The organism is Mesorhizobium sp. M0060, assembly GCF_040323155.1.
Taxonomy (GTDB): domain Bacteria; phylum Pseudomonadota; class Alphaproteobacteria; order Rhizobiales; family Rhizobiaceae; genus Mesorhizobium.
On sequence record NZ_JAMYUP010000001.1, the window covers coordinates 1 to 13140 of the forward strand.

Below are 13140 nucleotides of genomic sequence, written 5' to 3' on the forward strand. Positions count from 1 at the left end.
CCCGATCCCCGCCCCACACCTACCCCCCGCACGCGTCCACCCCCCCCCCCCCCCCCCCCACCCCCGGCCTTCTCCGATACACTCCCACATACCTCGGGCCGCGCCGCCCCGCCCCCCCCCCCCCCCGCGATTCTATTGACGCGCCTTGCGAGGCCCGTCAGTCTGAGGCCAAAACGGCTCACCGACTGCTGTCAGGCGTGATGAATTATTCCGACCCATCCATCGTTGCATCCACGGACGCTCCGTTCCTGAGCCTTGACGGCGTGCGCAAGACCTATCCCGGCGTCGTCGCGCTGGACGGGTTCTCGATCGAGGTCAGGCCCGGCGAGGTCATCGGCCTGGTCGGCGAAAACGGCGCCGGCAAATCGACGCTGATGAAGATCCTCGGCGGCGTGACCCGGCCGGACACCGGCACCATCACCGTCGATGGCCTCGACCATGACGGTCTGACCGTCGAGGCCAGCATCGGTTCGGGCATCGCCTTCGTCCACCAGGAACTCAATCTGTTCGAAAACCTTGACGTCGCCGCCAATATCTTTTTCGGCCGCGAACCGCTGCGTGCCGGCCCGCTCAAGCTCGTCGACCGCGCCAGGCTGCGAGCGCTGGCGGCGCCGCTGCTAAAACGCGTCGGCGCCAATTTCTCGGCCGATACGCCGGTGTCGGCGCTGTCGCTGGCCCAGCAGCAAATGGTCGAAATCGCCAAGGCGCTGTCGATCAAGGCAAGGCTGGTCATCCTCGACGAACCGACCTCGAGCCTGCCGATCGCCGAAACCGACAAGCTGCTCGGCGTCATCAAGGCGCTGAAGGCGGACGGCATCAGCGTCATTTTCATCTCGCACCGCCTTCACGAGGTCGAGCGCGTCGCTGACCGCGTCGTCGTGCTCAGGGACGGAATGCTCGCCGGAACCTTGCCGAAGAGCGCCATCAATCACGACCAGATGGTCAAGCTGATGATCGGCCGCATGCTGAAGGAGAGGGAGAAGGCCGCGGAATCGGCGCGCCCGCCGGGCTCAGTCGCGCTGTCGGTCAAGGCCATTCGCACCGCTGCCTATCCCGACCGGCCCGTCGACCTCGATGTCAGGCATGGCGAGATCCTCGGCCTCGCCGGTCTCGTCGGCTCCGGCCGGACGGAGCTGGCGCGCGTCCTGTTCGGCATTGACAAGAGCTTTGGCGGCACCATGCTGCTCGACGGCAAGGAACTGGTCGTCGCGCAAGCCGCGGATGCGGTGGCAAGCGGCATCTTCCTCGTCCCCGAGGATCGCAAGCTGACCGGCATCCTGCTCGACCTGTCGATTGCCCAGAACATTTCGCTCCCCAACCTGCCGGCGCATTCGCGGCGCTCGCTGGTCTCGGCCAGCGCGGAAGCTGCTACCGCCGAGAAGCAGAAGACCAATCTCGGCATCAGGGCGCCCTCCGTCCAGACGCGCACCGGCACGCTGTCCGGCGGCAACCAGCAAAAGGTCGTGCTGGCCAAATGGCTGGCGATGAAGCCGAAGGTGATGATCCTCGACGAGCCGACGCGCGGTATCGATATCGGCGCCAAGGCCGAAATCTACGGGCTGATGCGGGGGCTGGCCGATGCCGGCGTCGCCGTGCTGATGATCTCCAGCGACATGGAGGAGGTGATCGGCGTGTCCGACCGCATCGCCGTCATGCATGAGGGCCAGATCTCCGGCATTCTCGACAAGGAACAGTTCAGCCAGGAAAACGTGCTGCTGCTGGCGGTGGGCAAGCAGCCGAAATAGGCAGCGGCCATTGGGGAGACGACGATGAGCAAGAAAGATCTCGGCCTGCTGATCCTGATCCTGGTGGTCGGCGCGGTGGTGGCGATCATCAATCCACGCTTCCTGCTGCCGATCAATCTCGCCAACACGTCGAACCTGATCGGGCTGTTCGGCATTCTGTCGATCGGCCAGGCCTTCGTCATCATCACCGGAGGCATCGAATTGTCGGTCGGTTCGGTGGTTGCGCTGCTCGGCGTGCTGTTCATCGATTTCATCGCCACGCGCGGCATGGCCTGGCCGGTCGCCCTGCCGCTGATCCTGGTGCTCGGCGGCATCATCGGGCTGGCGCATGGCTGGCTGATCACGCGGCTCAAATTGCAGCCTTTCGTGGTCACCTTGTGCGGCCTGTTGATCTATCGCGGCGTGGCGCGCTTCTACACCGCCGACGGCACCGCCGGCTTTGCCTTCGGACAGAATTTCCCGGAACTCGAATTCCTGACCGCCGGGCGGTCCTGGGGCGTGCCGAACAGTTTCATCGCGCTGATCGTCATCGCCGTCGTGATGTGGGTGGTGCTGCACCGCTCAGTGTTCGGGCGCTATCTCTACGCCATCGGCAAGAACGAGGAAGCGGCGAAATATTCCGGCATCCGCACCGGCCGCATCGTCATGGCCGCCTATGTCATCTGCGGCGTGCTGACGGCGCTGTCGGCGATCTATTTCGCCATGTACACACGCTCGATCTCGCCGGCGAGCCACGGCCAATTCTATGAACTCTACGCCATTGCAGCGGCGGTGCTCGGCGGCTTCTCGCTGCGTGGCGGCGAAGGCTCGCTGATCGGCGTCATCCTCGGCACGGTGCTGCTGCAGGAGCTGCAGAACCTCGTCAACCTGCTCGGCATCCCCTCCTCGCTCAACTTCGCTGTCATGGGCGGGGTGATCCTCATCGGCGTGCTGGTCGACCAGCAATGGGGCGTGTTCCGGGCGCGGCGGCTAATGCTCGAGGCCACCCGCAAAAGTGTGGCGGGTGCTGCCGCGGAGTGACGCAAAAATAACTGGATGAAGCACGCCAATTGCCATTGGCAGGTGGCATGAAAAATCAGTGCTGAGCTTCGCGACGGCAGTTTCAGATCAATCTCTATTTGGAACGAAACTCGTATCTGAGCGTTGATTTAGGCTTTTCTATTGGAGGCATCCAATGGCCACGAATCCTGTAAGCACCGCCAAAGTAGGAAGTCACCCCCTCCACCCGATGCTGATTCCTTTTCCTGTCGCTTTTCTTGTCGGTGCGTTTGTCACCGATCTGGTTTTCTGGGGGACTACTGATGCCTTCTGGGCACGGGCATCGATGTGGCTGATCGGGGCAGCCGTCGTAATGGCACTTCTAGCTGCCACAGCCGGTTTTATCGACTTCCTCAACGAGCCGCGCATCCGCGCCTTGCCCGACGCTTGGTACCACATGCTGGGCAACTTGACCGCGGTCGTTGTGGCATTGATCAATTTCTATCTTCGCTATGCCCAAGGCGCCGAAGCCGCGGTCCGACCATGGGGCGCGCTGTTGTCGTTCATAGTGGTCTGCATACTGCTGTTTACCGGCTGGAAGGGGTGGGAAATGGTGTATCGGCATCACGTTGCAGTTCTGGATACGCCAGCGGATACGCAGGTGCGGCCTTCGGCAACCAACGCCACTGACACTCGTCACGCCGGTCGGGACCGGCACGCCGCATGAGGCCATAATCCCGAAAAGTGAATACCGGTTTCCGGAAAGATATTGGTCAAACAAGAAGATAGAGTCCCATCCCGATGCATCGGGATGGGCAGGCTCTAGATAAGGCCCGACACGTCGGAGAAGGCCATGGCCTTGCGCAGCACCTCGGCGAAGCGCTCGCCGGCGGCTTCACGAGGGCCGCTATTGTCGATCGAGGTGACACCCGGTCCGGACAGCGCCACATTGGCGCTGCGCGCCAGCCGCGCCAGCACTTCGCCGCGCGACTCGCGACCGCGCAATGCCAGCCGCTCGGCCAGGATCTCCGGTGTAGCCGTGATCTCGACGACAGCCAGATTGGCGTAACGCTCGCGCAGCGCCGGGATAATCGCGCGCGAGACATTGGCGACCGCGACACGGCCGTTGGAGACCGACCAGTCGACTTCGGCCGGGATGCCGTAGCGCAGGCCATGCGCCTCCCAGGAAATGGCGAAGGCACCATCCGCTTCGGCCTCGACAAAGGCCGCGTCGGCCAGCGTGTCGTGATCCTCGGTGGCCGCATCGCTCGGCCGGGTGATCACCCGGCGCACGAACTCCAGCCGGCTTTCGTCGGCAAACACAGTGCGCGCATAGCCGATCACCGTGTCCTTGCCGGCACCACTCGGCCCGACGACGGCGACAAAGACGCCGTCGCGGATCGGAAACGCCGCCGCGGACAATTCACGCTCGATCGACGCCGACACCATCATGCGACCCGGCGTCCCTGCCGCCAGACCGTGCGGACAACCGGGACATGGTCGTCGACGCGCACGCGAACCAAATCGGCGCGCCGGCCGGGCTCGATGACACCGCGATCGGTGAGGCCGACCGCCTCGGCCGGGTTCTTCGAAACCATGGCCACCGCCTGCGGCAGCGAGATACCTTCGACCACGTCGCCGAGAAAGAAGGCCGACTGGATCAGGCTGAAGGGGATGTAGTCCGACGACAGTATATCGAGCAGGCCGTCGCCGGCCAGCGTGCGGGCCGAGACATTGCCCGAATGCGAAGCGCCGCGCATGACGTTCGGCGCGCCCATCAATACGCCGAGCCCTGCCTCTTTCGAAGCCCGTGCTGCCTCCTCGGTGGTCGGGAACTCGGCGACGCGCACGCCTTGCTCGATCGCTTCGTCGACATGGCCGACGGTCGCGTCGTCATGGCTGGCGAGCACGATGCCGCGCTCATGGCAGGCAGCGGCGATGAAGCTGCGGTTCGGGCTCGAATTCCTCGCCGATTCCGCCATCCGCTTTTCGCAGAATTTCTGGAAATCGCGATCGGTCAGCTTCAGCTTGCGCTGGTAATAATAGGCATAGGTTTCGAGATCGACGAATTGGCGCTGTCCCGGCGCATGGTCCATCAGCGACGCCAGCCTGACCCGCTCGTCGCCGTCGAAATTGGCGAAGGCTGTGAGGCAGTCCGGCGCCGAAACCTCGCAGCGCAGATGGATGAAATGGTCGGCCCTGAGCCGGTCCTGCTGGACGCTGTCCTCGATCGCGTCGGCCAGCTTGCGTATGTCGGCAGCCGTTAGGTCGGCGTCCTCGTCCATGCCGACGCGCAAGGCATCGAGCACGGTGGTGATGCCGGCGGTCGCCACCTGCGCGTCATGGGCGAGCACAGCGGCGATCGGGTTCCAGCGCACTTTCGGCCGCGGCGCGTAATGGCCTTCGAGATGGTCGGTGTGGAGCTCGACCAGGCCGGGAATGATGAAGTCGCCGTCCATGTCCTCGCCGCTGCGGCCGGGACCGGGATCGATGGCGGCGATCATGCCGTCGCGCAGCACGATCGACCCTTCGACGATCTGGTCGGCGAGCACGATGCGGGCGTTGTCAAGAACGGTCTCGGCGGTCATTTCAGGCAGTCCTTGCAGCATTTTTGCAGCCAATTGGAATCAATTCGCGTCGCTTGCGGTTAAAACAAATAGTCATTTCAGGCGGTTCTTCTGGCCGGGCGACACCCGAGCGCGTGATGAGACAGCACCATGAACGGCGCGCCAGGTTCAGTTTCCACAAACAGCGTCAGCGCGTCCACCGGCACCGGCCTTTGCAGCACGTCCGCAAACAGGCTGTCGATTGCTAAGCGAAGACGAGGGCTTTCCTGTGACGAGACCCGGCCGGACAGCGTCATATGGAAACGAAACGTCTCGAAGACATAGGGATAGCCCCATTGGCAAAGATTGCGGAATTCGTCGGGCTTCAGCGAATCGGGGCTGCGCCGTTCGATCTCGGCCTCGGTCAGCGGCGCGCGAAAGCGGTCGAAACCGCGCACTACGTCGTCGGCGAAGCGATTGAGTGCCGGCAGCGGTGCTTCCGGCACCAGCGCGAAAAAGCCGTCGATCTGGCTGACGACGAGGCGCGGGATCATCACCACCGGCATCGCCTCGCCAAAGTTGTCCAGTGCCGCGCGAAGCGTGGCTTCCGTCTCGTTCGAGGCCAGCCGGAAGGGCGCCTTCAGCGTTGCGTGGAAACCGTAGCGGCGCGCCGAGGCGGTATGGAAGGCGACCTCCGCCGCCGACAGTTCGCCCACCGCCTCAACCGGCCTTGTGGCGGCGCCGAATGGGTCGCGACCGAGCCAATTGGCGGCGATCCGTGCCAGCGGTTCGTCCTGCCGGGGGGTGAAATAAATCGCGTAGCGCATCGAAAGTCCTCGTCAGCCCGCTGCCATAGGCGATTTGCATGACGAAATGACGAAGCTGGTGATCGCTCCTGATAACAAAGTTGTCCAGGCGGGTCATTAGCCGACGATTTTTTCGCCTTGGGCCAGTTTGCCGACGCGGACGGGGCCGCTATCAGGCCTTCATCAGCCATTCGTGCTCGGGCGCGTTGTGGAATTTCCACGTCCGCTTCGGCCCGGCCATGACGTTGAGGTAATAGAGGTCGTAACCGTGGCAGGCGGCACAGGGGTGATAGCCCTTGGGCACCAGCACGACGTCGCCGTCCTCGATCGCCATCGCCTCATCGAGCGAACGAGCACCGTTCTGGTCGACATCGGTGTAGACGCGCTGGAAAGCGAAGCCCTGCGGCGGATTGAGGCGGTGATAATAGGTTTCCTCGAGATAGGATTCGGCCGGCAGGTTGTCCTGGTCGTGCTTGTGCGGCGGATAGCTCGACGTGTGGCCGCCGGGCGTGATGACCTCGACCACCAGCAAGGAATCGGCCGGCTTGCCCTCCGGCAGGATGTTGGTGACATAGCGCGTGTTGGTGCCCTTGCCGCGAACCTCCTGGCCGAGGTCCTTCGGCGCAATGACGCGGACCGGCAGGCCGCCGCCAAGCCCCGGCGCCGAGCAGACGGCAAGTTCGAGATCGGTATCCGCGCTCACCGACCACTCCGAGCCCTGCGGCACATAGACCGACCACGGCTTGCCCTCGAACGGCGACATGCGTCCGCCCAGCAGGCCGAGATCCCTGCCGCCGGCCTTGGCCTTGCCCTTGCCGGTGAGAAACACCAGGCAAACCTCACGATCCGCGGTTTGCCCGGAAGCGCTCTCGCCTGGCCTCAACCGATGCAGATCGAAGCCGACATAGCTCCAGCCCGCGCTTTGCGGCGTCACATGGGCGATGCGGCCGTGGCCTTTATTGGCTTTGACGAGCAGCTTCGACATGGTCATTCCTTCGGTTCGGCGTCCGCCGATGCCTTGTCTTCATTAGCTGGCTTATAGAGATAGAAGAACTGCCAGACGGCATAGCCGGCGAAGCCGAGCGCGATCACGCCCCAGAACGGCGTGCCGGTGGCGAACTCGATCACCGACCAGACCAGGCAGACCGCGACAATGGCAACGCGGCGCCATAGCGGCCGGAAGAACGGGTGCTCAGAGTCTTTCATCCAATCAACCCCGGCATCGGATCAGCCCTTCTTCGCAAACTCTCAAGCATTCGGAAAGCCCTGTGTCTCCACCGTATAGCCCGCGGCCGTCATCACCCGCATCAACTCCTTGTAGCCGACTTGCGCCATCTTGAGCGGCGGGTTCTTCTTCGGGTCCTGCTCGGCCTCGACCACGAACCAGCCTTCATAGCCATGTTCGGCGAACCTCTGCACAATCGCGCCAAAGTCTAGCGAGCCGTCTCCCGGCACGGTGAAGGCACCAAGCGCCACCGCGTCGAGGAAAGACTGCTTGTTGCGATCCAGTCTTTCGATCACTTCCATGCGTACGTCCTTCACATGCACGTGGTTGATGCGCCGGTGGTGGTTGTCTATCGCGCGCAGCACATCGCCGCCGGCAAAGGCCAGGTGACCGGCATCGAGCAGTAGGGGAATGCCCTCTCCCGAATAGCGCATGAAGGCATCCAATTCGGGCTCTGTCTCGACCACCGCCGCCATATGATGGTGATAGGAGAGCGGCATGCCTTGCTCGGCACACCATTCGCCGAACTGCGTGAGCCGCCTGGCGTAGGCTTTCATCTCGTCGTCCGAAAGCCTGGGCTTGCTGGCGAGCGGCTTGGAACGGTCGCCCTGGATGGAGCGGCCGACCTCGCCATAGACGATACAAGGCGCATTCACCGCCTTGAACAGATCGATCATCGGCTGGATGCGATCTTTATTCCCCGATGTATCCTCATCGACCAGCGTCCCGGAGAACCAACCGCCGCAAAGCGTCACGTCGGCCTGCCTGAGGATCGGCAGCATGATTTCTGGGTCATTGGGAAAACGGCGGCCCATCTCCATGCCGGTGAAACCAGCCGAACGCGACTGGCGCAAGCACTCCTCCAGCGATACGTCGTCGCTGAGTTCCACAAGATCGTCGTTCCACCATGCAATGGGGGACATGCCCAGTTTGGCTTTCAAGTCGTCACTCCAATTCAGACATTCGAGGCGGTCTTCGCAGGGCTTAAAGACCCCGCCCGCGCAACGCTTCTTCATATTTCTTGCGCGCCGCGTTCACTTGTGGCCGCGCCGAGACTTCCGGCACTGCGACATCCCACCAGCTTCCTCCGGCGTCGGTCGAAACCAGGGGGTCGGTGTCGATGACCAGCACCGTCGTTCGCGTGTTCTTCTTCGCTTGCGCCAGCGCCGTTTCCAGCCCAGCGATCGAGGGCACTTTTTCGGCGATCGCACCCATGCTCGCAGCATGCGCGGCGAAGTCGATATCGGGCAAGGTCTCGTGACGCGCATCCTTCAGCAGATTGTTGAAGTTGGCGCCGCCGGTTGCCATCTGCAGCCGGTTGATGCAACCATAGCCGCGGTTGTCGAGCAGCACGATGGTCAGCTTGAGGCCGAGCATCACCGAGGTCGCGATCTCGGAATTGAGCATCAGGTAGGAGCCGTCGCCGATCATCACGACAACCTCCTCGTCCGGCTTGGCCATCTTGGCGCCGAGCCCGCCGGCGATTTCGTAGCCCATTGTCGAGAAGCCGTATTCGGCGTGATAGGAGCCGGGCGCGCCCGCCTGCCACAGCTTGTGCAATTCGCCCGGCAGGCCGCCGGCGGCATGGAGCAGTACCACGCCGGAGCCCATGGCGCGCTGCACGGCGCCGATCACCTGCGCGTCGGACGGATAGGCGGCATTGGTCGACGCCGTCACCTTGCCGGCATCCGCCTGCCAGTCCTTTTTGCCACTGACTGCGTTGTCGGTCCAGCCTGAAGGAGCCTTCCAGCCCTTCAGCGCCGCAGCGAATTCGGCGAGCCCTTCCATCGCATCCGCGACCAGCGGCAGCGCCTGGTGCTTTCCGGCATCGAAAGGCTGGACGTTGAGCCCGATGATGGTCTTGCCGGAATTCTTGAACAAAGCCCAGGAGCCGGTGGTGAAATCCTGCAGCCTAGTGCCGACGGCAAGCACGACATCGGCCTCTTCGGCCAGCCTGTTGGCCGCCGAAGTGCCGGTAACGCCGACCGCAGCCATGTTCAGCGGATGATCGTCCGGCAGCGAGGATTTGCCGCCTTGCGTCTCGCAGACCGGAATGCCGGCGTCCTGCACCAGTCTGGCCAGTTCACCCGACGCCTGCGAATAGAGCACGCCACCGCCGGCAATCACCAATGGCTTCTTCGCGCTCTTCAGCGCCGCCACCGCAGCCGCCAATTCCCTACGGTCCGGGCGCTGCCGGCGCTGAGTCCAGAGCCGTTCGGCAAAGAAACTCTCGGGGTAGTCATAGGCCTCGGCCTGCACGTCCTGGCACAGCGCCAGCGTCACCGGGCCGCATTCGGCGGGATCGGTCAGCACCTGCATGGCGCGATTTAGCGCCGGTATGATCTGCTCCGGCCGCGTGATGCGGTCGAAATAGCGCGATACCGGCCGGAAGCAGTCATTGACCGTCGCCGTGCCATCGGAAAAATCCTCGACCTGCTGCAGGACGGGGTCCGGGATGCGATTGGCGAAGACATCGCCGGGCAGAAGCAGAACCGGCAGCCGGTTGACATGGGCAAGGGCTGCCGCCGTCACCATGTTGAGCGCACCGGGGCCGATCGAACTGGTCGCCGCCATGAAACGGCGGCGGAAATTGGCCTTGGCATAGGCGATCGCCGCATGCGCCATCGCCTGCTCGTTATGGGCGCGGAAGGTCGGCAACTCGTCGCGGACCTGATAGAGCGCCTCGCCGACGCCGGCGACATTGCCGTGGCCGAAGATCGCCCAGACACCGCCGAAGATCGGCACTTTCTTGCCGCCAATCTCGGTCATCTGTCTAGCAAGAAAGCGGGTCAGCGCCTGCGCCATCGTCAGGCGGATTGTTTTGGTCATGTCGTTTTCCTCCGCAGTCCTTATGCCGCGCCTTCTTATGCTGCTTTGCGGCCGCGCGCGGCAAGCCATGCCTCGGTCAGTCTCTCGAAGCGCGACGCCATGTCGGCCACCGCCTCGTCGTCCGACATCTTGCCGGCAAGCCATTGCTCGGCCGCGTTGATGAAGATGGTGCGACCAACGGCGAAACCCTTGACGATGGGTGCCTTGGCGGTGGCGGCGAAGGCCGCTTCCAGTTCGTCCTGCGGCGCTTCCAGGCCAAGCAGCACTATCCCGCGGCACCACGGATCGTTCCTCAGGATCACCGCCTCGATCTTTGCCCATGCGCCGGCCGACGCCTGCGGTTCGAGCTTCCACCAGTCGGGCTTGATGCCGAGCGCATAGAGTTCCTCCAGCGCCCGCGGGATGGTCATGTTGTCGAGCTTGCCATGCTTGCCGGCGATGATCTCGACCAGCAATTCCCGGCCGACCTTGCGCGCCGCTTCGAACAAAGCGCGCAGCTTCCGCTGCTGTTCGGTTTTCAGCTCCGCCGGATCGTCAGGATGGTAGAAGCACAGGCACTTGATGCAATGGTCGACCGGCCACTCGGTCAGTTGCGAGCCGATATCTTGCGAGAATTCGAAGCGAAGCGGCCGCGAGCCCGGCAACTCCACCGGTCGGCCGAGCCAGGCGAAGGAATGGTGGGCGAATTCGAACATCGCCTCGCGGCCGTATTTTTCGTCGAGCAGCATGCCGTAGCCGGCGCGACCAGCCGCGACCTTGGCCGCAGCCTTGACCGTCAGCACCTTGAAAGCTGGGATTCGCGACGGATCGGCACCGACTTTTGCCGCGACGTCCTCCAGCTGGACGCGGTGGTCGCAGGCGAATGCCATCAGCGAGGGGACGTCGCGCCGGCGCGTCGTCGCCCAATGGATGTGGTTGATCGCCTCGTCCTTGCGCAGCGCCAGATGCTTGCTGCCGTTCCTCAGGAAGAACTGCAATTCCTCGAAGGTCGGGTATTCCGGCGCGCAGAGCAGCCGCGACACGGCAAATGCCCCGCAGGCATTGGCCCAGGTCGCCGCCGTCGCCAGGCTTTCCTCGCCGAGCCAGCCGCGCAGGAAGCCCGACATGAACGCGTCGCCGGCGCCAAGCACATTGTAGACCTCGATCGGAAACCCCTTGCCGACGACACCGTCCTCGAGGTCGTCGCTGATCGGCCCGTCATAGACGATGCAGCCCATGGCGCCGCGTTTCAGCACGATGGTTGCCGCCGACAGCGACCGGATGGTTTTCAGCGCGCTCAGGTAATCGTCCGCGCCGGAGGCGATCATGATCTCCTCTTCGGTGCCGACGATGAGATCGCAGTCGGGCAGCACCGTCTTCAACTGCGCCGAGACGCGGTCGGATTTCACATAGCGCTCGAAGCCTTCGGCGTGGCCGGCGAGGCCCCATAGGTTGGGGCGGTAGTCGATGTCGAACACCACCTTGCCGCCCTTGGCTTTCATGACACGGATCGCCTTGCGCTGCGCGGCGTCGCTGTTTGGCCGCGAAAAATGCGTGCCGGTGACGACGACCGCGCGTGCCGAAGCGATGAACGCCTCATCGATGTCGTCTTCCGAAAGCGCCATGTCGGCGCAATCGCTGCGATAGAAGATCATCGGCGAGACGCCTTCATCCTCGACCGACAGCAGCACCAGAGCGGTCAATCGCTCAGGATCGGTCCTGAGGCCGTCGACGGAAACGCCCTCGCGGGTCAGCTGCTCGCGGATGAAGCGGCCCATCTGCTCATTGCCGATACGGGTGAGCAGCGCCGAGCGCAGGCCGAGCCTGGCAGTGCCGACCGCGATGTTGGCCGGACAGCCGCCGACCGACTTGGCAAAGGAGGTGATATCTTCCAGGCGCGAGCCGATCTGCTGGCCATAGAGATCGACGGAAGCGCGGCCGATTGTGATAACGTCGAGCGGCGCATATCTCGCTTCCACGGCTTCGCCCATTCGAACCTCCCATCGGCTTTGTTGTCTTGGGTAACACGCGCGAGCGGCAGCGTGGCGCCGGCAATATGAAATAATAATTCCAATCCATAGTCAATATGGAACGCGCGTTCCTTCGCCGAAAAGTGCTGTGCAAAGGCCCGCGCGTTGAGAAACTTTGAAGTCAGACGAACGTCAAGTCCCTACCACTGAAACCAGCTGATTTACCAAGGAAGCGGGCCATCTTCGTTGAAGAACCCGGCGGTCGGGCCATCGGCGTCCAGGGTCGCCAGGTGAATGACGATCTCGGCCGCCTGCTGCACCGTGCGGTGACCTCTGTACCCGTTGAGATCGGTGGCGGTATAGCCGGGCGCCGCGGCGTTGACCTTGATGTCTTGCGGCGCAAGCTCCCTGGCGAAGGCCACGGTGATGGCGTTCAAGGCCGTCTTGGAGCTGCCGTAGCCCATAATATTGACGGCGTGGTTCGCGCTGGCGGGATCGAGCGCCCGGCCGATGGACCCGGTGGAACTGCTCACCATCACGATGCGGGCAGCAGGAGCTGCCAGCAGCAGCGGCAGGAATGCCTGGGTCACGCGGATCGGGCCGAAGACATTGACGTCATAGGTGGCCTGGATGTCGGCAACCCGCTGCCGGCTCGGCGGCAGGTCGTAGTTGATGGCGACGCCGGCATTGTTCACCAGCACGTCGAGGCAGGAGTTGGCCGCGCTGACGGCTTTGGCGGCCGCCTTCACACTCTCATCCTGCGTGACGTCCATCTCAAGCCACTCTACGTCGAGGCCTTCGGCGCGCAAGGTTTGCACTGCCGCCATGCCGCGTTCGGCGTCTCTGGCGCCGAGCCAGACCTTGAAGCCCATCGTCGCCAGTCGCCGGGCGATTTCGCGGCCTATACCCTTGTTGGCGCCGGTCACCAGCGCGCTTTTCGATGTCGTCATATCGGTGTCTCCATGTTCCTTGTGGACGAGCCACAAATGGCGCGACGCAGCGGGCGCCGCGCGCCGGAAACTCTCCAGCTCTTGCCTAATCCTCTCACGCTGTTGCACGGTT

At 63.6% G+C, this 13140-nt stretch carries 12 protein-coding genes; 3 read left to right on the forward strand and 9 right to left on the reverse strand.

The window, feature by feature from the left end; genetic code table 11:
• Positions 1-200: 200 nt before the first annotated feature.
• The 3 genes from NKJ94_RS00005 (at position 201) to NKJ94_RS00015 (ending at position 3450) form a co-directional block, all read left to right on the forward strand.
• On the forward strand, positions 201-1745 hold the full coding sequence (locus NKJ94_RS00005; RefSeq protein ID WP_352522358.1) for a sugar ABC transporter ATP-binding protein: 1545 nt from the start codon (positions 201-203) through the stop codon (positions 1743-1745).
• A gap of 24 nt (positions 1746-1769) precedes the next feature.
• Entirely contained in the window at positions 1770-2765 is a 996-nt protein-coding gene (locus NKJ94_RS00010; protein WP_352522359.1) for an ABC transporter permease, read from the forward strand.
• A gap of 154 nt (positions 2766-2919) precedes the next feature.
• Positions 2920-3450 (forward strand): DUF2231 domain-containing protein, encoded by a 531-nt coding sequence (locus NKJ94_RS00015; protein ID WP_352522360.1) that lies wholly within the window; start codon positions 2920-2922, stop codon positions 3448-3450.
• Between the two features lie 95 nt (positions 3451-3545).
• On the opposite strand, the gene phnN is transcribed toward NKJ94_RS00015, so the two are convergent.
• From phnN to NKJ94_RS00060, 9 genes are all read right to left on the reverse strand, one after another.
• Positions 3546-4175 (reverse strand): phosphonate metabolism protein/1,5-bisphosphokinase (PRPP-forming) PhnN, encoded by a 630-nt coding sequence (phnN, locus tag NKJ94_RS00020; protein WP_352522361.1) that lies wholly within the window; start codon positions 4173-4175, stop codon positions 3546-3548.
• A complete protein-coding gene (locus tag NKJ94_RS00025) occupies positions 4172-5311 on the reverse strand; it encodes an alpha-D-ribose 1-methylphosphonate 5-triphosphate diphosphatase (RefSeq protein ID WP_352522362.1) in 1140 nt (379 codons plus the stop codon). Before NKJ94_RS00025 ends, phnN begins: the two co-directional genes overlap by 4 nt.
• A 77-nt stretch (positions 5312-5388) precedes the next feature.
• The gene (locus NKJ94_RS00030) at positions 5389-6096 is read right to left on the reverse strand and encodes a DUF1045 domain-containing protein (protein ID WP_352522363.1); all 708 of its coding nucleotides are present in this window, start codon (positions 6094-6096) and stop codon (positions 5389-5391) included.
• A gap of 151 nt (positions 6097-6247) precedes the next feature.
• Positions 6248-7060: a 5-deoxy-glucuronate isomerase gene (iolB, locus tag NKJ94_RS00035; RefSeq protein ID WP_352522364.1), complete on the reverse strand. Its 813-nt coding sequence runs from the start codon at positions 7058-7060 to the stop codon at positions 6248-6250.
• Positions 7061-7062: 2 nt separating this feature from the next.
• On the reverse strand, positions 7063-7281 hold the full coding sequence (locus tag NKJ94_RS00040; RefSeq protein WP_352522365.1) for a DUF3329 domain-containing protein: 219 nt from the start codon (positions 7279-7281) through the stop codon (positions 7063-7065).
• A gap of 42 nt (positions 7282-7323) precedes the next feature.
• Positions 7324-8241 carry a myo-inosose-2 dehydratase gene (gene iolE / locus NKJ94_RS00045; protein WP_352522366.1) on the reverse strand — a complete coding sequence of 306 codons (918 nt, stop codon included), beginning with the start codon at positions 8239-8241 and terminating at the stop codon, positions 7324-7326.
• Positions 8242-8284: 43 nt separating this feature from the next.
• Positions 8285-10129 (reverse strand): 3D-(3,5/4)-trihydroxycyclohexane-1,2-dione acylhydrolase (decyclizing), encoded by a 1845-nt coding sequence (gene iolD, locus NKJ94_RS00050; RefSeq protein ID WP_352522367.1) that lies wholly within the window; start codon positions 10127-10129, stop codon positions 8285-8287.
• 35 nt (positions 10130-10164) lie between these two features.
• A complete protein-coding gene (locus NKJ94_RS00055) occupies positions 10165-12099 on the reverse strand; it encodes a bifunctional 5-dehydro-2-deoxygluconokinase/5-dehydro-2-deoxyphosphogluconate aldolase (RefSeq protein ID WP_352522368.1) in 1935 nt (644 codons plus the stop codon).
• Positions 12100-12299: 200 nt separating this feature from the next.
• Positions 12300-13028: an SDR family NAD(P)-dependent oxidoreductase gene (locus NKJ94_RS00060; protein WP_352522369.1), complete on the reverse strand. Its 729-nt coding sequence runs from the start codon at positions 13026-13028 to the stop codon at positions 12300-12302.
• Positions 13029-13140: the final 112 nt, after the last annotated feature.